Annotated in this window: 21 protein-coding genes and 3 tRNA genes; 17 read left to right on the forward strand and 7 right to left on the reverse strand. The window is 26.8% G+C overall.

Annotated features, from left to right (window positions below; genetic code table 11):
* The first annotated feature begins 15 nt into the window (after positions 1-15).
* The 3 genes from L8U37_RS05765 to L8U37_RS05775 all read left to right on the forward strand — a co-directional run bounded on the left by L8U37_RS05765 (position 16) and on the right by L8U37_RS05775 (position 3,004).
* Positions 16-822: an adenylosuccinate lyase gene (locus L8U37_RS05765; protein WP_133319278.1), complete on the forward strand. Its 807-nt coding sequence runs from the start codon at positions 16-18 to the stop codon at positions 820-822.
* A 69-nt stretch (positions 823-891) separates the two neighbouring features.
* On the forward strand, positions 892-2,055 hold the full coding sequence (ftsW, locus tag L8U37_RS05770; RefSeq protein WP_220566762.1) for a putative lipid II flippase FtsW: 1,164 nt from the start codon (positions 892-894) through the stop codon (positions 2,053-2,055).
* A gap of 190 nt (positions 2,056-2,245) precedes the next feature.
* A complete protein-coding gene (locus L8U37_RS05775) occupies positions 2,246-3,004 on the forward strand; it encodes a basic amino acid ABC transporter substrate-binding protein (protein ID WP_263728782.1) in 759 nt (252 codons plus the stop codon).
* Here L8U37_RS05775 and L8U37_RS05780 read toward each other — a convergent pair whose 3' ends face one another.
* A complete protein-coding gene (locus tag L8U37_RS05780) occupies positions 3,005-4,270 on the reverse strand; it encodes an aminotransferase class V-fold PLP-dependent enzyme (RefSeq protein ID WP_263728783.1) in 1,266 nt (421 codons plus the stop codon). It abuts the gene before it with no gap.
* A 58-nt stretch (positions 4,271-4,328) separates the two neighbouring features.
* On the opposite strand from L8U37_RS05780, the gene L8U37_RS05785 reads away from it, so the two are divergent.
* The 4 genes from L8U37_RS05785 (at position 4,329) to L8U37_RS05800 (ending at position 6,800) form a co-directional block, all read left to right on the forward strand.
* Positions 4,329-5,180, forward strand: a complete 852-nt coding sequence (locus L8U37_RS05785) for a DUF234 domain-containing protein (protein ID WP_263728784.1) — start codon at positions 4,329-4,331, stop codon at positions 5,178-5,180.
* 2 nt (positions 5,181-5,182) lie between these two features.
* On the forward strand, positions 5,183-6,199 hold the full coding sequence (locus L8U37_RS05790) for a sensor histidine kinase (RefSeq protein ID WP_263728785.1): 1,017 nt from the start codon (positions 5,183-5,185) through the stop codon (positions 6,197-6,199).
* Between the two features lie 42 nt (positions 6,200-6,241).
* Positions 6,242-6,318 (forward strand) — tRNA-Arg (locus tag L8U37_RS05795).
* A gap of 14 nt (positions 6,319-6,332) precedes the next feature.
* Positions 6,333-6,800, forward strand: coding sequence for a tRNA (cytidine(34)-2'-O)-methyltransferase (locus tag L8U37_RS05800; protein ID WP_257928077.1), 468 nt, complete (start codon positions 6,333-6,335; stop codon positions 6,798-6,800).
* Here the strand turns inward: L8U37_RS05800 and L8U37_RS05805 are convergent.
* Both L8U37_RS05805 and L8U37_RS05810 read right to left on the reverse strand, forming a co-directional pair.
* Entirely contained in the window at positions 6,797-7,525 is a 729-nt protein-coding gene (locus tag L8U37_RS05805) for an amino acid ABC transporter ATP-binding protein (RefSeq protein WP_263728786.1), read from the reverse strand. The genes L8U37_RS05800 and L8U37_RS05805 overlap by 4 nt on opposite strands.
* The gene (locus L8U37_RS05810; protein ID WP_263728788.1) at positions 7,518-8,270 is read right to left on the reverse strand and encodes an amino acid ABC transporter permease; all 753 of its coding nucleotides are present in this window, start codon (positions 8,268-8,270) and stop codon (positions 7,518-7,520) included. Before L8U37_RS05810 ends, L8U37_RS05805 begins: the two co-directional genes overlap by 8 nt.
* A 222-nt stretch (positions 8,271-8,492) precedes the next feature.
* Between L8U37_RS05810 and L8U37_RS05815 the strand changes: the two genes are divergently transcribed.
* From L8U37_RS05815 to L8U37_RS05835, 5 genes are read left to right on the forward strand one after another with little or no spacing between them, the layout of a single operon-like run.
* Positions 8,493-9,935 carry an alanine/glycine:cation symporter family protein gene (locus L8U37_RS05815; protein ID WP_220566768.1) on the forward strand — a complete coding sequence of 481 codons (1,443 nt, stop codon included), beginning with the start codon at positions 8,493-8,495 and terminating at the stop codon, positions 9,933-9,935.
* Entirely contained in the window at positions 9,935-10,075 is a 141-nt protein-coding gene (locus L8U37_RS05820; protein WP_164717489.1) for a hypothetical protein, read from the forward strand. The genes L8U37_RS05815 and L8U37_RS05820 overlap by 1 nt, the downstream gene beginning before the upstream one ends.
* Positions 10,076-10,109: 34 nt before the next feature.
* Positions 10,110-12,104: a glycine--tRNA ligase subunit beta gene (gene glyS, locus L8U37_RS05825; RefSeq protein WP_263728789.1), complete on the forward strand. Its 1,995-nt coding sequence runs from the start codon at positions 10,110-10,112 to the stop codon at positions 12,102-12,104.
* Positions 12,101-12,907, forward strand: coding sequence for a M23 family metallopeptidase (locus tag L8U37_RS05830; RefSeq protein WP_263728791.1), 807 nt, complete (start codon positions 12,101-12,103; stop codon positions 12,905-12,907). The genes glyS and L8U37_RS05830 overlap by 4 nt, the downstream gene beginning before the upstream one ends.
* A 2-nt stretch (positions 12,908-12,909) precedes the next feature.
* Complete coding sequence (locus L8U37_RS05835; RefSeq protein ID WP_310794430.1) at positions 12,910-13,860, forward strand: SAM-dependent methyltransferase; 951 nt, start codon at positions 12,910-12,912, stop codon at positions 13,858-13,860.
* On the opposite strand, the gene L8U37_RS05840 is transcribed toward L8U37_RS05835, so the two are convergent.
* Positions 13,850-14,872, reverse strand: coding sequence for a bifunctional 3,4-dihydroxy-2-butanone 4-phosphate synthase/GTP cyclohydrolase II (locus tag L8U37_RS05840; protein ID WP_133319265.1), 1,023 nt, complete (start codon positions 14,870-14,872; stop codon positions 13,850-13,852). The two genes, L8U37_RS05835 and L8U37_RS05840, sit on opposite strands and share 11 nt — an antisense overlap.
* 105 nt (positions 14,873-14,977) lie before the next feature.
* Between L8U37_RS05840 and L8U37_RS05845 the strand changes: the two genes are divergently transcribed.
* Positions 14,978-15,052 (forward strand) — tRNA-Gln (locus L8U37_RS05845).
* A 13-nt stretch (positions 15,053-15,065) separates the two neighbouring features.
* Positions 15,066-15,141: transfer RNA gene (locus L8U37_RS05850), tRNA-Met, on the forward strand.
* Between the two features lie 2,447 nt (positions 15,142-17,588).
* On the opposite strand, the gene L8U37_RS05855 is transcribed toward L8U37_RS05850, so the two are convergent.
* Both L8U37_RS05855 and L8U37_RS05860 read right to left on the reverse strand, forming a co-directional pair.
* The gene (locus L8U37_RS05855; protein WP_263665614.1) at positions 17,589-17,789 is read right to left on the reverse strand and encodes a hypothetical protein; all 201 of its coding nucleotides are present in this window, start codon (positions 17,787-17,789) and stop codon (positions 17,589-17,591) included.
* Positions 17,789-18,004 carry a hypothetical protein gene (locus tag L8U37_RS05860; protein WP_263665613.1) on the reverse strand — a complete coding sequence of 72 codons (216 nt, stop codon included), beginning with the start codon at positions 18,002-18,004 and terminating at the stop codon, positions 17,789-17,791. Before L8U37_RS05860 ends, L8U37_RS05855 begins: the two co-directional genes overlap by 1 nt.
* A 322-nt stretch (positions 18,005-18,326) precedes the next feature.
* Between L8U37_RS05860 and L8U37_RS05865 the strand changes: the two genes are divergently transcribed.
* A complete protein-coding gene (locus L8U37_RS05865; RefSeq protein WP_263728793.1) occupies positions 18,327-18,911 on the forward strand; it encodes a KAP family NTPase in 585 nt (194 codons plus the stop codon).
* 197 nt (positions 18,912-19,108) lie between these two features.
* Positions 19,109-19,975 carry a hypothetical protein gene (locus L8U37_RS05870; RefSeq protein ID WP_263728795.1) on the forward strand — a complete coding sequence of 289 codons (867 nt, stop codon included), beginning with the start codon at positions 19,109-19,111 and terminating at the stop codon, positions 19,973-19,975.
* Between the two features lie 141 nt (positions 19,976-20,116).
* Here the strand turns inward: L8U37_RS05870 and L8U37_RS05875 are convergent, their stop codons facing one another.
* On the reverse strand, positions 20,117-20,602 hold the full coding sequence (locus L8U37_RS05875) for a site-specific integrase (RefSeq protein ID WP_318529654.1): 486 nt from the start codon (positions 20,600-20,602) through the stop codon (positions 20,117-20,119).
* Positions 20,603-22,108: 1,506 nt separating this feature from the next.
* On the opposite strand from L8U37_RS05875, the gene L8U37_RS05880 reads away from it, so the two are divergent.
* Positions 22,109-24,478, forward strand: a 2,370-nt coding sequence (locus L8U37_RS05880; RefSeq protein ID WP_263728796.1) for an inverse autotransporter beta domain-containing protein, incomplete at its 3' end; no start/stop codon positions are given.

A 24,478-nucleotide genomic window follows, 5' to 3' on the forward strand; every position in this document is an offset into this window, starting at 1 on the left:
TATAGAGAGGATTTTATGCAAGTAGTGCAAACTTTAGAATCTGTTAGTGTTAATACTGATGATTTTTTAATGTTTAAATATTTTCAAGATCTTATCCGTAAAAATTTTTCTAAAGTCATAGGAAATAAAAACAAAACCTTATCTTTTTTTGTAGAAAATGAAATTCCTCAAAGAAGATATTTTTTAAAACTTGTTAATCATAAGTATAAAAAAAATACTGGAAACCAAATCGATAATCTTGCTTTTGCGCATTATAAGACCTTTAAATTAAATCTTGCTCAAGCAAATACTTTAAAGCCTGTAATCTTTGCTAAAATAGGTTTTGCACAAAAAAATATCTTAATAACTTTAAGTTCTAATGAAAAAATGTTTGCTGTATATTTAGAGCAATATTTTAAAGATCATAAAAGCATGTATGATGAGAAAAATTGTATTTTTTCAGTAGAATACAAAGATGATAATACTTTAAATCTTTTAGAAATTTTAGCAAGCGTAAATGAGCATTTAAAATATTGTGTGGATTTTACAATCAATGAAACTCAGCTTTTAGAATTTAGAAATAAAATGAAAAATAAAGCCAATACTAATTGGAAATTTAATGCTTTGGCTAAACTTTTTGAGAATTATTTCCAAACTTTAGGATGTAATTCTAGTGATGATTTTGCTACTATTAGACAAAATTATCTTAATTTAGTTAAAATTTATCATCCTGATCGCCATCAAGGTAAAAGCAAAATCGAACAAGCTTATTGTCGTGAGGAATTTGAAAAAATTCAGCTTGCTTATGAGAGTTTAAAATCTTTATATAAAAACAATACATAATCTCCAAATAACATCATTTTAAGTTGCAATTTATTAAAATTAATTTTTATAAAATTCTAGGAAGAAATTTTGGTTGCTGATAGAAAATTATTTTTTTTAAGTTGCATTCTAATAACTATAGGGATACTTTTTTCATATTCTTTAAGTGCTTTTACTGTGCTTTATTTAGAATATAATGAATTTCATTTTTTTATCAGACAGCTTTTTTTTGGACTTAGTGGTATAGCTATTATTTATTTTGTTTCAAGATTAAATCCTGATAGTAAAATGGCACATTATTTAATGATAAGTGTTTTGTTAATCTCTTTTTTATTTATACTTATTTTGCCTTTTTTACCGACCTTTCTTGCTACTGCAGCAGGTGGTGCTAAAAGGTGGATCAGGCTTGGTCCTTTATCTATTTCTCCTGTTGAATTTTTTAAGATAGGTTTGATTTATTTCCTTGCTTGGTCTTATACAAGAAGAATTGATGATAGCAAAAAAGCAATCAAACACGAAGTTTTAATTTTAATTCCTTATTTTATTTTAGCTGCTTTTGTTATTGGTTATATTTATATGACACAAAATGATTTAGGCCAAAGTGTTATCTCTTTTTTCTTGGTTTTTGCTTTAGCATTTTTTGCAGGAGCTAGTAAAAGACTTTTTGCTTTTGGCGTGGTTATTGTTGGAATGATTGGGGTTTTGGTGATTTTAAGTAATCAAAGAAGAATTCAGCGTATTTCTGCTTGGTGGGGAAATATCCAAGATGCGTTTTTACCTTTTTTTCCTGATTGGCTAGCAAGTGCTTTAAGAGTAAGCCATAACTCAGAACCTTATCAAATTTCACATAGTTTAAATGCTATAGCTCATGGTGGATTTTTTGGAGAAGGGTTGGGTCTTGGAACTTTCAAATTGGGATTTTTAAGTGAGGTGCATACGGATTTTGTTTTATCAGGGATTACTGAGGAAATAGGATTGTTAGGATTGAGCATTATATGTTTGATTTATTTGATGGTCATACTTAGAATTTTTAGAATTGCAGGGCGTTGTGAAAATAAGGTCCATTTTTTATTTTGTTCAGGTGTAGCTTTACTTTTATTATTTTCATTTTTTATGAATGCTTTTGGAATTATTTCTTTAACTCCATTAAAAGGAGTTGCTGTGCCACTTTTAAGTTATGGCGGCAGTTCTATGTGGTCTATTTGTCTTGGAATAGGTTATGTTTTAATGATTAGCAAGAAGGTAAAAATTTAAACTCATTAATTAAAATATATAAAAATTAACTTAAATAAAAAATATTCTATAACAACTCTTTACAAAAAACTTTTTTCTGCTATAATTATGCTCACATTTATTATAAAGGAGGCGGATATGAAGAAATACAGGCGTTTAAACACATTATAATCATTTATCAATTTTATTTTAATTTTAACAAAGGAAAAAAATGAAAAAAATATTATATGTTGTTTTAGCGTTATTTGGTATATTAGCTTTAGGTGCTTGTTCAAGCGATAAAAATCAAGCTAGTGTTTCTGGTGAAAAAGTTTATAAAGTAGGTATAGCTGCAAATTATCCTCCTTTTGATTTTATTAAAGATGCAAAAATTACCGGCTTTGATGTTGATTTATTGGAAGAAATTGCTAAAAGAGAAAATTTAAAACTTGAATGGGTAAATATGAGTTTTGATGGTTTAATTCCTGCCTTAAAAGCTGGAAAGATTGATATGATAGCTTCTGCTATGAGTTCAACTCCTCAAAGATTAGCAAGTATGGATTTTAGTGATACTTATTTCAATACTAAAAATTTATATTTAAAATTAAAAACAGATTCTAGCATTAGCGATAAACAAAGTTTGGAAGGTAAAAAAATAGGTGTTCAACTTGGAACTATTCAAGAAAGTGCTGCTAAGACTATTCCAAATGCTCAAGTAGTTGCAAGTGAAGAAATGTTAGCCGCGATTTTAGCTTTAAAAGCTGGCAAAGTAGATGCGGTTTTAACGGATAAAGATATTGGTAAAGGTTATTTAAAAACTAATGAAGAGCTAGAAGCATTTTTAGAAGAAAATGATGGAAGTTCAGGGTTTTGTATAGCTTTTGATAAAGGAAAACAAAATGAGCTTGTTCAAAAAATTAATGCAGGTTTAGAAAAAGTTAAAGCTGATGGTACTTACCAAAAAATCGTAGAAAAATACGATTTACAATAATTAACTTAAAGCCTTGATGCTTATATTCAAGGCTTTAAAAAAATATTCTATATCTTCTTTTGTATGCGTATAATGAAAACCCACTCTTAGCCAACCTGGTTTAGATTTTAATTCTTGATTGTCTTTTAGATTGAGTAAATCATGCCCATAAGGTCCTGCACAAGCACAACCTGCTCTTGTTTCTATCTTATAAGTTTTACTTAGTTTATAAGCTAAATCAAAAGGAGAAATTCCTTCTATATTAAAAGCAAAAATAGGTAATCTATTAGTGATATTTTTTGCATATAAGATCATTTTTGGAAAATTTGTACATTGTTTGAAAAAATATTCACAAAGTTCTTTTTCTTTTTTTTCTATATTTTTTAAACCTATTTCATTGCGTATTTTAAAAGCCAAACTTGCTCTAATAAGCTGAATAATTCCAGGTGTGCCACCTTCTTCTAAATTTTCAACTTCGCATAAATATTGTTGAGATGTTCTTGAAACATAGCCCACAGTTCCACCTGCTGCAAAGCTAGGGGTATTGCCACATAGATTTTTTTTGATAACAAGTAAGCCACAAGATCCTACACCTCCAAGTAGTTTATGAGAGCTAATAAACACTGCATCATAAAATTTAGGATCTAAATTAGCATAAGGAGCTAAAGTGGAAATATCAAAAGCAACTATACCGTTGTGTTGTTTGACTAAAGTGTAAATTTTTTTATAATCACTTAAAATTCCTGTAACATTAGAAGCTGCATTAAAGCTTGCTATGATTTGTCTGTTTTTGGATTTTTGTAATAATTTTTCTAAAAAATTAAAATCTAATTCTCCATTTTTATCTAAGGGTACTCGAACGCATTCACACAAAGCTTCTCTAAATGAAAGTTCATTAGAATGGTGTTCATAGGGTCCAACTACAACCAAAGGTAAGGTATTTTTGTCTGTATTTTTAAAATATTTTTCTTTAATAAGTGGTGGTATATATAGACCTAAAAGTTCTTGAAATTTTTTTATAGCTGCTGAAGATCCACTCCCACAAGCTATAAGAGCAAAACTATCATCTAATTCAAGGTATTTTTTTAAATTTATTCTTGCGTTTTCATAATGCTGTTGTGTGATAAAAGAATTTAAAGAGCTATCTGAATGTGTATTTGCATAGGTAGTAAGAATTTTTTTAATTTCTTTTTCTATGCTTTTTAGTGCTAAAGCGCTAGCTGTAAAATCAAAATAATATATTCCTTTTTTTAAAATAATATCTTGTTTTAGTTTTTCAATATCCAAAAAAAATCCTCTAATTTTTTGTTAAAATTATAACATACAAAATATTTATTTTAAGGATGTGATTATAAAATTTGGTGATTTTTCAAAACGCTGTGAAACTTTGGAGCTTGAAAGTATTTTTGATTTTTATAGTATTTTTGATGAGTTTGAATTTGATTTGAAATTAAGTTTATATGAAAATATCTTAAATGTTTTTATTTTGAAAGCCTTTGATATTTTAGCTTCTTTAAATTTAGATGAGAATGCTTTAAAAGCTTTGAGTGTTTTAAGTAAAAACGATAGAAAATGCTATTCTATTAATAAATCTATTCCGCATTTTCAGGCTCTAGGACTTATTAATAAACTTTTAGAGAAAAATATTTTGATTTTAGAAAAAAGTCAAGAAAAGCCAATCATAAAAAACAAAAGACAGAAAGTTAAAAAAGAATTACGCTCTTATAATATACAAGATAAGGTTGTTTTTAAAAATCAAGGATTAAGATTTTTCTTTTATTTTATATATCCTAAACTTAATTTAATCGCGATGAAAAAATACAATGAATTAATAGAACTTATCCAAGAAAATTTGGAAAAATACCAAAGTTTTACTTTTGAACTTTTATGTAAAGAATTTTTAGCAAAAAAACTTAAAGTGGATCAAGTGTATAGCTTTTGGAATTATTATCATGAAATAGACTTGTATTATCATGAAAACAATTTTTGTGTTTTAGGTGAAGTTAAATTTAAAGAAAGAAAAATATGTAAAAATGTTTTAAATATTTTAAAAAGTAAAGCAAAACAGTTGCAAATTCAACCTAATTTATATGTGCTTTTTTCAAAGAGTGGCTTTAGTAAAGAGCTTATTCTAAATAAGGAGCATAATTTGCTTTTATATACTTTAGAAGATTTTCAATTTTTAATTAAGGATTAAGTGTGGATGAGAATATTTTAAAAAGTTTAGATTCTAGTGAAAAAGAAAACTTACAACAAGGATTAAAAGCCTTAATAGAGCAAACCTATGTTATAGAAAATGAATATAAGCAACTTAATGAAAACTACACTGCATTAAGACAAATGGTAAGTGAGATTATAGAGGTTTTGCCTATGGCTTTGTGGATTTTAGACGCAAATAAAAATATTATTTTGCAAAACAACCTAGCTACACAAAAGCCAAAGCTTTTAGAATGCATTGATCTTGATAAAACACATTATGAGCTTGAGTTTGATCATAAATTTTATCTAATCAAAATCACCTCTCATACTGATAAACTTATAGTAAATGCAACAGATATTAGTGATGAAAAAAGAAATGAAAGGTTAGCTAGTATGGGAACAGTTGCAGCACACCTAGCGCATGAAATACGCAATCCCATAGGTTCTATTTCTTTATTAAGCTCTACTTTGTTTGAAAGAAGTGAGTTAAAAAATAAGCATATAGTTTTAGAAATCCAAAAAGCAATTTCAAGAGTAGAGCGTATTGTAAATTCTACTTTACTTTTTACAAAAGGAGTACATGTTAATTTAAATGAATTTAATTTAAAAGAGTTGCAAGATGAGTGTGAGCAAGCTATTGGAGCTTATAATTATCTAGCTAACATCGATTTTAAATTTGAATTTTTAGATTTAAAAATCAATGCAGATAAATCTTTACTTGCTTTAGTTTTGCAAAATTTACTTTATAATGCCATAGATGCTATTGAAGAAAGCGAAAATGATGATGGTTATATAAAGGTTAAGTGCGAACAAAAAGAAGATAGGGTTTTTATTAAAGTTTATGATAATGGTGTAAGTATCAAAGATAAAAAAATGGTTTTTGAGGCTTTTAAAACAACTAAATTAAAAGGTAATGGTTTAGGTCTTTCTTTATCAAAACAAATTATTGATGCGCATAATGGAGTTTTAGGTTTTGATGAAAATCCAAAATGTTTTTTTATAGAGCTTAAAATTTAAGCTCTATAAAATAAATTTTTTCTTAAAATAATAAAAATATTTGTCCTCATAGCTCAGCTGGATAGAGCGCAGAATTCCTAATTCTGAGGCCGCAAGTTCAAACCTTGCTGGGGACACCATTTCAAGGAAAAAGATGTTTCATATAGTCTTAGTTGAGCCTCGCATACCACAAAATACAGGAAGTATAGGCAGAATGTGTTTTAATGCAGGTTTTGCTTTACATATTATCAATCCACTTTTTAGTATTGATGAAAAGGCAGTTAAAAGAGCAGGGCTTGATTATTGGAAAAAATTAAATCCTTTTTTATGGGATAATTTAGAAGATTTTTTAAAAGAGTATGAAAAATTTCAAGATAGATTTTTCTTTGCGACAACTAAAACTACTCAAGCTTATTTTGATGTAAATTATCAAAAAGGTGATTTTTTATTTTTTGGAAGTGAAAGTTTTGGTTTACCTATGGATTTAATGCAAAAAAAATGGGAAAATGCCATTACTATACCGATGAAAGATTGTGGTAGAAGTTTAAATTTAGCTACAAGTGTAGGCATAGTGAGTTATGAAGCTTTGAGGCAAAATTTTGCCTCTTTTGAAAAATTTTAATGATTTAAAACTTGATTTAAAAATTCTTTCAATCTTTCATTTTTTGGGTTTTCAAAAGCTATTTTAGGACATTCATCTACTGCTATAATGCCTTTATCCATAAAGAAAATTCGATTAGCTACATTTCTTGCAAATCCCATTTCATGTGTAACTACAAGCATGGTTAGACCTTCTTTAGCTACTTCTTTCATGATATTTAAAACTTCACCTATCATTTCAGGATCTAAAGCTGAAGTTGGCTCATCAAATAAAATCACATCAGGATTCATCATTAATGATCTTGCTATGGCAATACGCTGTTTTTGTCCACCTGAAAGCTTATGAGGAAAATAATTTTCTTTATCACTTAGGCCAACTTTTTTGAGTAATTCTCGTGCTTTTTTTACTGCTTCATCTTTACCCATGATTTTTGTTTGTACTGGTACTAGGCATAAATTTTCCAAAACATTTTTATTATTAAAAAGATTAAAATGTTGAAACACCATGCTAACTTTTTGTCGAATTTTATTGATATCTGTTTTTTTATCAAGTATATTAATGTTATTGATATAAATATTACCACTATTTGGTGTTTCAAGTTTATTTAAACAGCGTAAAAAAGTACTTTTTCCACCTCCGCTAGGCCCTATAATAGCAATAATATCACCTTTATGTACTTCAATGCTAATATCTTTTAAAACTTCTAAATCTCCATATTTTTTAATCAAATTTTCTATTTTAATCATGTTTATTTAATCTCATTTCTATAAATTTTGCAATCAGTGTTAAAATTTTAACGCTTACATAATATACAAGCCCTGTAAAAATAATAGGTTTAGGGTTGTAATAAATTGCTTGTAGGCTTTTACTTTGCATGGTAATATCCATAACGCTAATATAGCCCACTATTGAAGTTTCTTTAAATAAAGAAATAAATTCATTCATTAAAGAAGGTAAGATATTTTTAATCGCTTGCGGAAAGATGATTAGTCTCATAGAAGCAGAATAATTAAGCCCCATTGCTCTTGATGCTTCCATTTGTCCTTTGTCTACACTTTGAATTCCACTTCTTACGATTTCAGCTACATAAGCAGAACTATTAAGTCCAAGTGCAATAATAGCTACATAAAAATTATCACTCCAAGTAGCAAAAATCACTACTGAGAAAATCAAAAGCTGTAAAAGCAGAGGGGTTCCGCGTATGATATCGATGTATTCATCTATAATAAAATTTAAACTTTGGATTTCTAAAAATCTTAAAAATGCTAGGAAAAAACCAAGTGCTATTCCTATTAAAATTCCACCCACTGTTAAGCCAAGTGTTGTGAAATAACTATGAACATAAGCTTTGGCTTCTATAGTATAAGCATATTCTCCTGTAGCTAAGCCATTTTGATCTTTAACTTGTAAAATTTCAATAGGAAATGAAAAATAAGCCCAAAAAACAATAATGGCAAAAAATACAAAAATTTTCATCGTATTTTGTTTCAATTTAAACACCTTATAAAATTTTAAAAAAACTAAGTGTATAAAAATTAAGTTTTCTTTTTACTTAAAAGCATTTTTATGTGTTTTTTGGTAAATATCGTGAGTTAAATTTTCACATAGCTGTAAAAAATAAAATAAAATTAATATAAAATTATATTTTTTTGTAGCAAATTCATTTTTTTATGATAAATTTACACTCGATTAAATTATAAAAAGGAGATAAATATGGATTTAATATCCCAATTTGTTGGCTTTGTAAATAATCAGTATTATTCCATTTTGGTTATTTTGCTTATTATTGTAGGGTTTTATTATAGTTATTTGACGGGTTTTGTGCAATTTCGAATGCTTCCTTATGTGTTTGACATTTTGACAGAAAAGCAAGAAAAACATGAAAAACACCATATTACTCCTTTTCAGGCTTTGATGATTTCAACAGCTTCAAGAGTTGGTATAGGAAATATTGCAGGTATTGCAGTAGCGGTTGTTTTGGGCGGGCCTGGCGCTTTGTTTTGGATGTGGGCTATGGCATTTTTTGGTGGTGCTTCAGCTTTTGCAGAAAGCACTTTAGCACAAGTTTATAAAAGTCGTGATGGAAAAAGTTTTAAAGGTGGCCCTGCTTATTATATTAGTAAAGCTTTAAATTTAAAATGGCTTGGAGCTGTTTTTGCGGTGATTTTAATCATTACTTATGCTTATGGATTTAATGGACTTCAAAGTCAAACTATGACTTCAGCATTTGAGTTTTATTATAAAGGTATGGTTGATGCTAGTGAAGTAAGTTTTTCGCAAAGTTGGTGGCCTATTGTAATAGGGGCTATTTTGGCTATTTTTGCTGCTTATATGTTTTTTGGTGATCATACTAAAATAGGTAAAGTAAGTTCGGTTATCGTTCCTATTATGGCGATGATTTATGTTGGTTTATCTATTATAGCGATGTTTATGAATTTTGATAAAATTCCTGAAGTGTTTTCTATGATTTTTAAAAGTGCTTTTGATTTTGAAGCTATTTTTGGTGGATTTGCAGGTTCTGCTTTGGTTATAGGTATAAAAAGAGGATTATTTTCTAATGAAGCAGGTATGGGTTCAGCACCAAATGCAGCAGCTTCTGCTCTTACAACTCACCCTGCAAAACAAGGGGTTATTCAAGCATTTTCTGTATTAATTGATGTGATTATTTGTACAAGTTCAGGATTTTTGGTATTATTTTCACTTGCTTATGCTAATAATATTGGTGTAGACGGTAAGCCTATTTTAACAGCACTACCTTTAGTACAAGAATCCATGAAAGAATATTATGGAAATCTAGGTGTACATTTTACTACTGTTAGTATAGTTTTATTTGCTATTACTTCTTTGATAGGAAATTACTATTATGCTCAAGCAAATATTAAATACCTTACTCAAAATCCTATTATTATTAATCTTTTTAAAGCAAGTGCTGTGCTTATGATTTTTATTGGTGCAAATATGGATTTAAAATTTGCGTGGGATTTAGCTGATACCACTATGGCGTTTATGGCTACGATTAATATTATTTCTATTTTATTGCTTGGTGGTATAGTGAAAAAGGTATTAAAAGATTTTAGCGAGCAAAAAAGACAAGGTAGAGATCCAGTGTTTAGCGCTTCAAAGCTTGGTATTAAAAACGCAGAGTGTTGGGACTAATGATAGATTATATTATTATTGCTTTGTTTATAGCTTTTATGGTTTTTCTTGTGTTTGGCTTTAACCGCCAAATGCAAGAAAAAGCCAAACAAAGAGAAGAAAAATTAAAAACAAAGAAAGATTTTAAAAAAAATAGGTAAAATACACTAAAAAATTTTTAAAAAAGAGTGTAAAATGAAATTGTTAATAGAAATAGGCACAGAAGAACTTCCTGCTATTCCTTTATTAAAAGAACTTCCAAATATTACTAAAAAATGGGAAAAGATTTTACAAGAGTATCATTTAGAATCTGAATTTAAATTTTTCTATACTCCTAGAAGATTGGTTTTTATCCATGAAAATTTTAAAGAAAAACAAGATGATTCTTTTGTGGAATTTATAGGCGCACCTAAGGCGATAGCTTATAAAGATGGAAAGCTTACTCAAGCAGGATTTAGCTTTTTAGAAAAAAGTGGTTTAAAAGAAGAAGAGCTTGAATTTAAAGAAATTAAGGGTAAAGAAGTATTGTATTGTCAAAAACAAGTACAAGGCTTGCAAAGCAAGGTGGTTTTAGCTCAAATGATCGAGGCTTTTTTAAAAAGCTTGAGTTTTGGTAAAACTATGAGATGGGGTGATGGTAGATTTGAATTTATCAGAGCTATTCGCTCGCTTTGTTGTATTTTAAATGATGAATTGATTGAGTTTGAAAGCTATGGCGTTAAAAGTGCAAAAAGTACTTTTGTGCATAGAAGTGTTAGTTATGATTTGATAGCTTTTGCGAATATTGATGAGTATTTTAAAACTTTAGAGCAAAATTATATTATTTTAGATCAAGAACAAAGAAAAAAGCTTATCATTGAACAGTTAAAGACACTTGAAAAAGAAAATGATATTACTATTGCAGAAGATGATGAGCTTTTAGCTGAAGTTGTAGCTATCACAGAGTATCCAAAGGCATTATTAGGGCATTTTGAAAAAGAGTATTTAGAAATCCCAAGCGAAGTGATAATTACTTCTATGAGAGAAAATCAACGCTATTTTGCAGTATTTAAAAACAATACTTTAAGCAATCATTTTATTGTAGTTTCTAATGCGGTTTGTGAGGATTATTCTAAAATCATTAATGGCAATGAAAGAGTTTTAAGAGCAAGATTAAGTGATGCGATGTTTTTTTGGAAAAATGACTTAGCACAAGGCTTAAATAATGATAAAATAAGCCAAATGGTTTATCTTGAAGGACTTGGAACCTTAAAAGATAAAATTATTAGAGAACAAAAAATTGCTACTAAGCTTTGTGAAGTTTTTGCTAATACTCAAAAAGATGAAATTTTAAAAGCTATAGAATACTCAAAAGCTGATCTAAGTACTCAAATGGTGTATGAATTTACTGATCTTCAAGGCATTATGGGATCTTATTATGCTAAGGCTATGGGTATGAGCGATGAGCTTGCTTTGGCGATTAAAGAACAATACCTTCCAAATGGCGATAATTCAGCTATGCCAAGTAATGAATTTAGTTCTATTGTAGCTTTGGCTTATAAATTTGATACACTCGTGGGGCTTTTTTCAGTGGGGAAAATCCCAAGTGGTACAAAAGATCCTTATGCTTTAAGAAGAGCAGCAAATGGTGTTTTAAAAATTATTCTAGCTTTAAATAAAAATTTTGATCTTAAGATATTTTTAGAAACAATAGCTAGTGAGTATAAAAGCTTTGATTTGAAAATTTTATTAGACTTTATCTTAGAGCGTTTATATACTTTTTATGAGGTTAATGCTTCTTTTGTTAAAGCTGTGCTTAGCTCTAAAACTTATGATGTTATTTATATTGATTCTTGTATTAAAGCTTTAATACAAAGTGCAAATAAGGCAGATTTTAGTCAAAATTTTGCTACTTTTAAGCGCTTGGCAAATATTGCAATATTAAGTGAAGTTCAAATTAATGAAAATTTGTTTAACATTCAAGAGGAAAAAGATTTATACCAAGCTTTTATGCAGTGTAAAACAAAAGAAAATAATACCCAAGAGCTTTTAGAAAGCCTTTTTGCACTAAAACCACAAATTGATGCTTTTTTTGATAAAGTAATGATTAATGACAAAGATGAAAATATTAAAAACAATCGTCAAGCTTTAGTATGTGCAATTTATCGTGAGTTTTTAAAAATAGCTGATATTAAAGAGCTTAGTATATGAGAAAAATTCTTTTTTTACTTTGTTTTTTGGTATTTGCATTAGAAGCTAGAGAGATTGAGCTTGTAAAAGGGCAAGTAGTTTTTTTAGAATTTGATAAAAATAATTTTTTACAAATTAGCTCAAATTCTAAAAAACTTCCTTTTTTTGAGTATAAAAATAAAGCCATTGTTAGTATAGCCATACCTTATAAAAATCCTAAAGATAGAAAATTAATAGCTGAATTTAAAGATAATTCCAAAGAAGAAATTAACATAAAATTTAGCGAAGGAAACTATAAAAAAGAATTTTTAAAAGTTAGTGCTTCTAAGGTTAATCCACCTAAAGAAACACTTGATCGCATTAGCAAAGAATATCAAGAAGCTATTAAGGTTTATAATACTTATACTAATATGGCTTTATTTGAAGGCAATTTTACATACCCTTTAGAAAGTAAAATTACAAGTGCTTTTGGAAAAGCAAGATTGTTTAATGATACTCTTAAAAGTTATCATAGCGGAACTGATTTTAGAGCAGCAAGTGGGACAAAAATTTATGCTAGCAATGATGGTATTGTAAGGATTGCTTCAAATCGTTATTATGCAGGAAATTCAGTGGTAATTGATCATGGATATGGGATTTATTCTCAGTATTATCATCTATCAAAACTTAATGTAAAAGTAGGACAAAAGGTAAAAAAAGGTGAGCTTATAGGTTTGAGTGGAGCTAGCGGTAGGGTTACAGGACCGCATTTGCATTTTGGAATTTTAGTTAATGGTGTGCAAGTTGATCCACTTGATTTTATAGCCAAATTTAATGCTTTATAATGATAGTTTTTAGCGAGTTTTTTCAAAATTGGATTGATAAATATTACTCCCAAGCTGTGAGTGTTGGTAAAAATGGAGATTTTTATACCGCAGTTAGCGTGGGAAATCTGTTTGGAACACTCTTAGCTAATCATTTTTTAAAACTTATAGATGATAAAAAGCTAATTTTACCGGTTGAAGTTGTAGAAATAGGGGCAAATGAAGGGCATTTAATGCTTGATTTTATACAAGCTCTATACACTCTTAGGGCCGATATTTTAGAGCAGATTGAGTGTTTTATCATAGAGCCACATGAAAAATTAAAACGTGTTCAAAAAAAACTTTTTGATGAGTATGATTTGGATGTAAAAATTTATAATTCTTTGGAAGAATGTCATTTTAAAAACGCCTTTTTTTACGCTAATGAATTATTTGATTGTTTTGCGTGTGAGCTTATAAAAGATAGAACAATGGCATATGTTGATGATGATTTAAACATTGTTTTTAAATCTATGAATGAGGATCTTTTAAAAGAATGTGAAAAATATTCTATCACTAATAGCGAGCTTTGTATTTCTTATAAACCCTTTTTATCCAAATTAAAACAAACCTGTGAAAAACTAACTTTTGCATGTTTTGATTATGCAAAAAAAGAAGAAAAAATTAGTATTAGAATGTATAAAAATCACCAAGTGTATAATCTTTTTGAAGAAAACTTAAAAGATTTTTTTGCTAAAAGCGATATTACATATAATGTAAATTTTGATCATTTTTTACAAGTTTTAAAAGAAGAGGGCTTTGAGGTGTTAGAATATAAAAATCAAAATCAAGCCTTAATTGATTTTGGCTTAGAAGAAATTATCGAGCAAGTTAAAAATATTAACCTCCAAATTTATAAAAACTTTATCAACCAAAGTAAAAATTTGATGTTTAACTTTGGCGATAAGTTTAAGTTTTTAGAATTTAAGCTTTAAAATCACTGCTTGTAATATCAAGCCCAAAGCCTTTTAAGCCTATAAATTCTTTATCGGTATTTTGACTTAGAAGTTTGATTTTTGAAATTTTTAAATACCTTAAAATTTGCGCTCCTATGCCATAATTTTTAAATTGTATATTTTCTTGTTTTTCATTTTTCATGAAAATGATTACACCACCTTTTTGACTTAAAAATTCAATCTGTTTTAATAATTCATTAAATTTATTAGAAGTTAGAAGCTCAAAGTCGCTTCCACTAAGATAAAATTTAACATTCTCGCATTCTTTCAAAGTGCCAAAGCTAAAAGCTATGTGTTCATTTTCATTGTGATCTTTAAAAGTCATTTTTTTAGCTTTAAAACCTGCTAAAATACTTTCTTCTTCTTTAATTAAAGAAATCAAACTTTCATTTTTTAAACGATACTCGATTAAATCTGAAATAGTAATCATATTAATATCGTGTTTTTTGCAAAACTCAAGCAAATCGCTTCTTCTGGCCATATCTCCATTATCTTTAACAATTTCACATATTACGCATGCTTCTTTTAATCCTGCCAAACGACATAAATCCACTGTTCCTTCTGTATGGCCCGTTCTTTCTAAAACTCCACCTTTTTTTGCTATCAAAGGATTAATATGTCCAGGACGCACAAAATCACTCGCCTTTGCATTATCATCAGCAAAAATTTGTATAGTCATATCTCTTTCGTAAGCACTTACTCCTGTTGTTGCATTTTTTGCATCGACAGTGATGGTAAAAGCTGTTTCGTGATTTGATGTGTTTTTAGGTACCATTAAAGGTAGTTCAAATTTTTTAGCTAAGTTCTCACTTAACGCTACGCATACTACACCTCTTGCGTGAGTGATGGTAAAATTTACTTTTTCTTGTGAGCTAAATTGTGCAGGGAAAATCAAATCCCCTTCATTTTCCCTATCTTCTGCATCCACCATTACCAACATCTTACCATCTTGAAGTTCTTTTATAGCTTGTTCTATACTTATATATCCCATAAAATCATTCCTTGAAAATATTTTAAAAATATTATAGCATTTTTCTTGACATTGTATAAAAAATAATATATAATATCACTTTTAATTTAAATAAAAAATTTCTATTGGGGTATCGCCAAGCGGTAAGGCAACAGGTTTTGGTCCTGTCATTCAGGGGTTCGAATCCCTTTACCCCATCCACTTCATATGATGCCGCGAAGTAGAGCAGTGGTTAGCTCGTCGGGCTCATAACCCGAAGGTCGGGAGTTCAAATCTCCCCTTCGCAACCATTATATAAAAATAATTTATAATCTATTTCAACAGATGTTTTTTAGCAATATTGAAATCAAATTAATTTAAAATTTCTAAAATTATTGAAATTTTAAAAATACAATACAAAGAATAAAATAGATAAAATATATTTAACAAGAATAAATGGCGAGTTTAATAGGCGTATGATTTATTAATTAATATTGCACATGCTTTGTATTTTATTGTAAAAATGTAAAAAAATGATATTTTTTGCTAAATAGGTAATGTATTAAAATTTTTAGAGTGCAAGAAAAAAACAATATTGATTTAAAGTCTAACAAAGAAAAATATTTCTTAATTGATGAAGAGCAAATGGGAGGGGCTTTATATTTTAAAGCCGGATACAACAAGATAGTATTATAAGCTGCTAACTACTTAATCATTTCTTGATTAAATTCTTTAAGATCTATAAATAATAAATCTTTATAATGATTAGCAAATGCTTTTTTTAAGGTTTTATTAAATATTTCATTATGAATATTCATTCTAAGATTCTTTAGATAAGTATAATAATGAGTAGTGTTAAGTTCTTTAATAAAACATTCATAGTTTTTTAAATTCACAGCCATTATCTGTGAGTATGCTAAATTCTTTTATGAGTATTATTAGTTTTTAAGATAATAACAAAACTTTTAAGATATGCTAGTATATCTTGTCTTTTTAGGAGATAAAGCTACAGTATAATCAATTCTTGTAACTAAATCTATCATAGTAAGTATATATTTTTATTTTATTATCGACATATTTTATAGTATCTATTGCCCAAGTATTCATAGGAGTTGTTTTAAGATTTTTTAGTTATCTATTTTTAACTCTCTCTTGTAGCTTTTATTTTGGCCTAGATAATTAATTCTTGTAAGTGTTATTCTCATTTTATCTTTAGAGATGATTCTTCCTATGGTGGAAACACTAGGAGGTAGGCTTTAAAAAATAATACAATCTTTCTTTATCTAAATTTATATAAATATGCCTAAGTATTTTAATATTTAAAGTAATTTCCAAATCAAAAGAACTTCTTATATTTTTTACTTTAGTGTATTTTGTATTTAGGGTATTTAAATTATCATTATTTTTGTGATAAATTTCTTGTTTTCTAAAAAGTGTCTTTTTATCTATATTAAAAGCTTTTAAAGTAGCTTTTAAACCATGATGCTTATGAAAGATATAATTTTTATTCTTTGTTCTATTATTTTATGTTTTATTTCAAAAATATAACTATATTCTCTTAATTTAGCAAATCCTTTTATACATCTAAATAAATAATCTGTTTGGATAAATATTCCTTAGTTAGTTTTATTAATCAAATATTTCTTGATTGGTAAATAAAAGATAGTAGTTTTATTAACTAAGAAAGTGCCAAATGTGTTCGAACTTGTGTGATAATATTTTATCTTGATGTTTTTAATCTTCACATTGAAGCAATATAAAATAAGTATAAGAAATTAATTTTAAAATATTTTGTATAATTATTCTAAGGTATATTAGCAATTATTATGCTATTGTAATAATAATCAAGATTTATTTAATGATTACTCTCTCTTTTTTTTATGAGTCATTAAATGATATAAGAATAAATTATACTCTTGTTTTCTAAGTTGATAACATGAAATAATATTTATTATATACTCTTCTTGAGTATTAAAGATAATAAATATCTAACCACTGCAATAATCTTTAAAAAATATTGATTAAGTTTGATGTTGAAATAATGTATGCCGTACTGCCTTCTATATAGTATGAACTACAAGTAAAATTCTTTCTTTTTTTTAAAAATATGATCTTCTTCATCACTTGATTGATATAACTAAGCCATATTTATATGTAAATCACTGATTTGGTCTTGTTAAAACCAACTACAATGAAGCTTAAAATAAATATAGCAGTTTTGATTTTTAAACATTTGAAGAAATGGAATAAAAATCCTGAAAAAATTATCAATTATTTTAAAATAATTATAGATAAACATGACAATGAGATAAATATATAGTATTAATTTTAAAATCCAATTTTATACAAATCCAACATAATAAAGATTTTCATCACTTAGTTATTTTAAACAAACAATTGCGTTAAAAAATGAAATCATAAATAATGCTATGAAAAATATATCAAACTTATAGGATAAAATTTTTAAGTAAAAAACTATAAATGGAGTGCGGTTGTAAATATCAAAGAAACTACACCAATGAATGATTTAGAAAATCTTTTTTAAACACTTTTAAAAATACGGCTTTTAATGCCATTAAATAGCAATCACCGTGATGAAGAAGAGAAGAAGCAAGATAAGGTTTTCAAAAGAAGCACCTTTTCTTCTCTAAATAAAATACACCTTATAGGTGCCATATGTTTTGTGCTAAAATGGGTGCGGGGGCTGTCTGAGTGCGTAGCACGGAAAGCGGACAAAGTCTGCCGCTTAATATTAAGATTAAACAGATATATCTAAAAGCTGATCTTTTTTATTGTCTGCTTTATCTGTATTTGTAGAATTACTTTGTTCTTCTTTTTTAGCTTCAGCTTCTACTTTTTTTGTATCTTCTTGCTGTTTAGCAATCGCCTCTTCTAATGCAGGTTTATCTCGATATTCTACTTTGGTATCTACCAAGCCGTGACAAGTATTAACAAACATTAACAATATCCTGTCCATTTGCAAAAAGCATCTTGATAAATAGGTTGATGTATTGTTTGGCAATTATGAAAAGTTGCACAAGTTATACTTCTACCTTCTATATATTCTTGTTGTGAATTATTAAAATTTTTCTTGCTATGATAACTATGATTTGAAGCTGAAACAAGACTAGATAATGAAGCAATAACTGCTAAACCTAAGATAATTTTTTTCATTTTTGAGTCTTTCTATGATTATTTTTGATATATGAATAATTATAAAAGTCAAAAAATTAATTTAATATTAAATAACAGAAAAAACAAAAATTTGTTTAAACATTGAAAAAAATTACTCAACTTTTTTTGTTTTTTCTCTCGCGTATGCGTATGTATTTTTTTATATATTTTTTAAAAAAAGAAAGGCTGTCTGAGTGCGTAGCTGTAAGGGGTATTTTAAAAAGAATATGTAACTATCTATAGCTTTAAGGTTTGGAGGATAGTTACATAGAAAACTTAAATAATTTTATATAATTACATAAATATTTTATAGGAGTGTATAATGAATAAGATTGACACTATCGCAAATTTTTTAAATAAAAAATCTAAAAAATGTTTAGCTATAAATGGGTCTTGGGGTATAGGTAAAACTTATTTATGGAAAGAAGTTGAAAATAAACTTTCTAAAGATAAAAAAGTTGTTTATATAGATCTTTTTGGCAAAGAAAGTTATAAGCAAATATTAGAAGAAATAGTTGTAAGCCTACATGGAGATTATAATAAAATTACCAAAACAACTTTTAAAGGTTTAGAAGGTTTGGTTAAAAGTATAAGTGGCGGCTTAATAGATATAGATAGTGATGCTATTTTTTCCTTTTTAAAAAAGGAAGACTTTTATAATATTATTGTGTGTTTTGATAACATAGAAAGAAAATCTGACAATCTTTCTTTGAAAGAAATTTTAGGACTTGTAAATTTACTTAAAGAAGAAAAAGAATGTAATGTTGTTGTGATTTTTCATGAGGAAGAATTAAAAGAACAAGATAACAATCTGGCTAAAAACAATAAAGAAAAACAGACTAAACAATACAATAGTAAAAACTGGTATCAAATATACAAAGAAAAAGTTATTGATATTGTGAAATAACGATAAAAGACAATGATGAAGTAGCAAAAGCAATCATAAAAGATAGAATAAATAAATATACTAAAATTACAGATGAGATAAGAAATATTATTGAAAATATTATTTTCGAAAGATATAAAGAACAATGCAATGGAAATCTAAGATTATTATATCATGTGTTAGAGCATATAGATTATTTTAATACGCAATGTTTTTTATTGTTTTGCAAGTATGACAATAAAAAAACATTTTCAGATGCTCTAAAATTAAATTATATCTCATTAATATTTCAAATTAAAAAATACCTTTCTATTAAAATAGAGAAAATAGATTTAGCTTCAGGCTATTATCATCTTTATGAACAATACCTAAAAAATATGTTTTATTTAAATAAAGAAGAAAAATACCAACTAAGACGCGATTTTTATCAAACTTTAAAAATTGAACTTTATTATAAACTTCAAAACTGCAAGATAGAATATTTGGTAGGTAATTTAAGTGATGAGCAATTTGTAAAAGGTATTGAAAATTCACTCCTAAAAATAGACTTTTATTCAAAAAATGGAATGACACGCTATCCTTATGGTTTTTATCAAAATTTACTTTCAACCTATGCGCAAATTACAAAGAAAAAATTAAGCAACATAGAAGAAAAAATTAATCAGCATTATATAGAAGCTCTTGTTATAGAAGAATTTAAGTTTGATCTTAATCATGATTATAGATCTGACATAGCACTTTTAAAATTATTAAAAGATGAAAAATGGAAGCGTTATTATGAAGATACCAAAGAAAAATACAAAACAAGTAAGTATGAAAGTATTAATGCTCTTATTAATAGCTATGAAAATATAGAAAGTAGTTTTTATCTCGAAGCAATCAAGCAATATAATTTTTTTAAAAAAGAAGAGTTAGTACAGCTATTTAAAAATAATAACGATTTTTGTAAGAAATTTTTTAATCATTTTTCTATGAATATGGTTGCAAGTCATAAATTTGATGATGATTTAAATAATAATTTATTTCAAGCTTATTTAGATTTCTTAGATTTAGATGAAAATAAAATAAAAAAAGTGTTGTTTTAAAATATATAAATTCACAAAATAGTGTATTAAGAAAGTTACTAATAGAATAATTGCGTTAAAGATATTCAATAAAATACTATTAAATTTACAAAAATTAAAAAGTTCTTATGTGTTTATAATTTACAAACATTAAAAATTAAACTACTTATCTCTTTTTAATTTATCAATAAAATCACTCAACCATTGCATTAACTCTCTTCCATCATCAAGTCTTAAGCTTCTATTATATACTGCTTTTACTTTATTTCTTTCTCTATGATCTAAACATAGTTCTATAACTTCACTATCTTGTTTATGAATATTTTTATACTCATAAAGAAAAGTTGAAGCAGTAGCTCTAAAACCATGATATAGTATTTTATCACCAAAACTTAATCTTTTAATGGCTTGATTTAATGTGTTTTTACTCATTGTTTTAGATTTACTTATATTACTTGGAAAAAAATATTTTGAATTTGAGTAAGAAAAATTTTTAACATATAAAAGCAAGTCTAAAGCACTCTGACTTAGCGGAATAATAAAATCCTCTCTTGCTTTAACTTTATTAGCACGAATAATAATTTTTTTATCAAAATCTATTTCTTTCCATTCTAAATTTATAATATTAGCACTTCTTAAAATAAATATGGACTAATTTGCAAAGCAACTTTTGTAAAAATACTTATTAATCGTAAGTAATAATTCTTTAAATCTTGCTTCATCTGTGAAGTTTTATAACTTTGAACTTTATTAGTACCATAAAGTGCTTTTTTATATTTTGATTTTTAGTATTTTCTTTTTGAATATGTTCTTTTGGATTAATGCCTTATGATAGCATGTCGTTATAATCATTTACAATCTCTCTCGCTCGTGTTAATATGGTTATAGGATATTTTCCTATTTTAAAAGAATACCCTTTTTATTAAGTTTATATCTAAAATAAAAATTCTTATCAATATTTCCATGAAAAACCCTAGCTTCAATATATAAATTTTTAGTACAAGCACTTTGATATAAGTTTTTTATCAACAGTTAAATTTTTAAGTTGCCTATCATTTACAATAATCACTGATTTTCCTTTAAAGTGTGTACAAAAAAATATTTTTTTTAATTTGTCAAAAGATTTTAATTGTAGTAATAATTCGTGATAGAGAAGTAATGGTGGATTTAGAAAGCGTCTAAGTATCCATACTTTAGAAATTAAATATCTAAATAACATATACTTTTGAAAATTCAATAATTTGTATAGTTAAATCTCATTTTAAAGATTTAACCCCTGATACAACTTTAGCTATTTCTTCAATGGAAAATAATACATAGCAAGATACTTCCATAGATTGTATTTTTTCTTCTTAGATTATCAATAGTTCCTGAAGAAACGCCTAATACTTTAGCAAATTCTTTTTTACTTAAAGACATTTTTTTATATTTCTCAAAAAATTTTTGTTTCTAAATAATTCTTGGTTGTGCTAATCTTGCTTAATTGTGAAATATGTTTGTTTTAATTTATAAAAATAACATATAAAACTATAAATATCTTTATATATCTAACTTTATTTAATCACTTTTTATTTTCTGTTAAATATTATATATATTCTTTTACCTATTATCCAAATTATAAAAACATACAAATTATAATTAAATATATTTTTTTAATAAGTAATTTTAAGATTATAACAACTATTATCAAATTTATACAAAAACTCTATATTGTAGTTATCTAAAGAGTATAATAAGGTATTTATACTCTTTATTTATTACTATATATAAGCTTAGTATTTATACTTTATATACCAAATATGATAAATACACCTTACACTGTTATCTAAAATACTAAATGCTAATACTTTTAAAAATGTTAAATAGTATAATAAAATATAAATATAAAAATTCAAAAAGCTTATTTTTCATTGTTTTTAAAAAGTAAATGATAAGTTTTTTTCATATATATTTAAATAATAATAAATCTATTTGCATTTTTTTAATAAAAAATAAAAGTAATTTTGATTATAATTTATAAATAATTATTATATTTATTAATTTTTTGGCTATTTTTCAATATTTTTATAACTTTTTTATCACTTTTGTATTTTTTGTGTTATCATATTCTCATCACAAATAAAAAATTTTATGCAAAGGATTCGGGGGGGGGATATGAAAAAAACGCTTTTATTTGTTTTACTCATTCACACTTTTCTTTTTTCTCAAATAATGATTTTAAAAAATCAAGATAAAATCATTATAGATAACAATCAAACTCTTGCACTTAATCATGTAAACCATGATCAAAAGCAAATACTTAAAGAACATAATAACATTGACTCAAGAGTCAAAAAGCTATTAGAAGAAAAACCAAAGAAAGATTCTAATCTTAGTAAAGAAGATGAAGAATTATCTAGTAAGGTTGTTAATGTTATTCAAACTATAGGTAATGTATATAATGCCAAAGATAGTAAAGAAAGAGATGAGCTTATAAGAGATTTAGCAAGCAATTATTTAAGCTTACAAGCTAATACTTTAATCCAAGAATATTTACATGCTCTTAATCACTCCATTAATAGTGAGTTTAATTTAAACTATAATGATAGGGGTGGTTTAAGTGGTAATGCTAAAGTTCTTTTACCTATTATGAGTGAAGATAATCCAAAAATATCTTATTTTCTACAAAGCGGTATAGGTGGATATGATAATAATAGAATCATAGGTCATTTTGGTGGTGGTATAAGATATTATCCTAATGCATTAGCATTAGATAATTCAGGAAATATCATGCTAGGATTAAATTTAGTTTATGATCATGATTTTAGTAGAGAGCATAAAAGAATATCTTTGGGCTTTGAAAGTATGTTAGATACACTAGCTTTCCATGCTAATATTTATCAAAGATTAAGTGATTGGATTAATAGTTATGATTTTAAAAATGCAAATAATGATCTAACTTTCTTAGAACGCCCTGCTAATGGCTGGGATATGGGTATTAAATATGCTTTTCCTTCTATGAGTAATGTAGCTGTTTTTGCTAATATGAGTAAATGGTATGGAGAAAAAGTAGCTCCATTTGGCAATGTAAACTGCTATGAAGATTTAGAAAAAAATCCTTTAGTGTATGAAGGAGGTATTACTTACTCACCCTGTCCTGCATTAACTTTTTCGCTAAGCCATAAAAGAAGTAATGAAAGTGATAAACAAGGCACAAATATAGCTATGAATTTTAACATACCTTTAGATAAAGATGCCTTCAAACACGCTTTTGATACAAAATTAGCAGGTATAAATAATACCATTGAAGGCTCTAGAACTCATTTTATAGATAGAGATTATTCTATGGTGCTTGAATATAAAGCTATTAACAATACTTATCATATTTCTTATTGCGGAAATTTGGGAGGTAATACTCATTGTATTATGCTTAAAGATGGCTTTAATCAAGCAGTTAAAAATGTTGCTATGAGTGTAACTCCTGAACAAAAAAGTGTAATCTTAAAAGATGGAAATCATTATATTACTGATAGTAATGGAAAAGTTTTTGTAAAAATAATCCATTCTTATGGAGTCCATCAAACCAATTTAATTGCTAAAGCAGGGAATGCTCAAGAAAGTTTCCCTATTACTATCATAGCTCCAAAAGAAGACTTTAGGATATTTGCTAAACCTTCTAATATACAAAGATATGAAAAATCTCTAATCACATTTACAGGAAATGATTTAGCAGGCGATTTGGCAATTCATTGGAAATTAAATGGTAAAGGAAGTTTAGAAAAAACGCCAAATTCAGATAAAACTGATAAAGATGGAAATTCAAATATCATCTATAAACCTGATGTAAACATGAAAGATAAAGAAAAAGCTGAAATCATTGCTAATGTATTGGGAGTTACTTTAAAAACATTTGTTCAAATAGCAATTTATGGAGATAATGATATTATCTTAGATAAAGCTATTATAGGTAATAAAGAAAAAACTCATGCAAGTTATAAAAACTTAAAAGCTAATTCTACAAAAGTTAAATGGAGTATACAAGGAGATAATGCTTTATTTGTTGATAAAGATAAAACTACTAAGGAGCTTAATTTAATAGCTGATGATAAAGGTGAGAGTAATGTAGAAATCATAGGACTTAGTGGAAATGAAAAAGTAAAAATCATTGCTAAGAATATGAGTGATGAATTAGTAAAAGAAAGAAGTAAAGATTTAGAGATTAAAAATTATACAGCCACCATGGAGCTTCCTACTGGAAAAGATCCTGTGACTCATCAAGACTTTGAAAAAGGAATGATTGATTATAAAAGCGACTTTGAAGTAAAACTTAAAGGTTTAATGCCAAAAACAAAAGTTTTATGGAAGGCTAAAGATATACAAAGCAATAAAACTTTAAGAATTAGTAACGATAAAGAAAGTACAGCTGATGATAAAGGTGAGAGTAAGGTAGTATTTGAAGGAGTAAAAGATTTTAATATTAAAAGATTACAAATCATTGCTACTTATAATCAAAGCGCAGCTAGCACTCAAGAAGTAAGTGGAGAA

The organism is Campylobacter sp. RKI_CA19_01122, from assembly GCF_025771325.1.
GTDB lineage: Bacteria > Campylobacterota > Campylobacteria > Campylobacterales > Campylobacteraceae > Campylobacter_D > Campylobacter_D lari_D.

Bases quoted from the DNA above. Each gene is read 5' to 3' on its own strand.
- L8U37_RS05765 (WP_133319278.1), top strand. From the start codon at position 16: ATGCAAGTAGTGCAAACTTTAGAATCTGTTAGTGTTAATACTGATGAT.
- L8U37_RS05775 (WP_263728782.1), top strand. From the start codon at position 2,246: ATGAAAAAAATATTATATGTTGTTTTAGCGTTATTTGGTATATTAGCT.
- L8U37_RS05800 (WP_257928077.1), top strand. From the start codon at position 6,333: ATGTTTCATATAGTCTTAGTTGAGCCTCGCATACCACAAAATACAGGA.
- L8U37_RS05805 (WP_263728786.1), bottom strand. From the start codon at position 7,525: ATGATTAAAATAGAAAATTTGATTAAAAAATATGGAGATTTAGAAGTT.
- L8U37_RS05815 (WP_220566768.1), top strand. From the start codon at position 8,493: ATGGATTTAATATCCCAATTTGTTGGCTTTGTAAATAATCAGTATTAT.
- L8U37_RS05820 (WP_164717489.1), top strand. From the start codon at position 9,935: ATGATAGATTATATTATTATTGCTTTGTTTATAGCTTTTATGGTTTTT.
- glyS (WP_263728789.1), top strand. From the start codon at position 10,110: ATGAAATTGTTAATAGAAATAGGCACAGAAGAACTTCCTGCTATTCCT.
- L8U37_RS05830 (WP_263728791.1), top strand. From the start codon at position 12,101: ATGAGAAAAATTCTTTTTTTACTTTGTTTTTTGGTATTTGCATTAGAA.
- L8U37_RS05840 (WP_133319265.1), bottom strand. From the start codon at position 14,872: ATGGGATATATAAGTATAGAACAAGCTATAAAAGAACTTCAAGATGGT.
- L8U37_RS05855 (WP_263665614.1), bottom strand. From the start codon at position 17,789: ATGTTTGTTAATACTTGTCACGGCTTGGTAGATACCAAAGTAGAATAT.
- L8U37_RS05860 (WP_263665613.1), bottom strand. From the start codon at position 18,004: ATGAAAAAAATTATCTTAGGTTTAGCAGTTATTGCTTCATTATCTAGT.
- L8U37_RS05865 (WP_263728793.1), top strand. From the start codon at position 18,327: ATGAATAAGATTGACACTATCGCAAATTTTTTAAATAAAAAATCTAAA.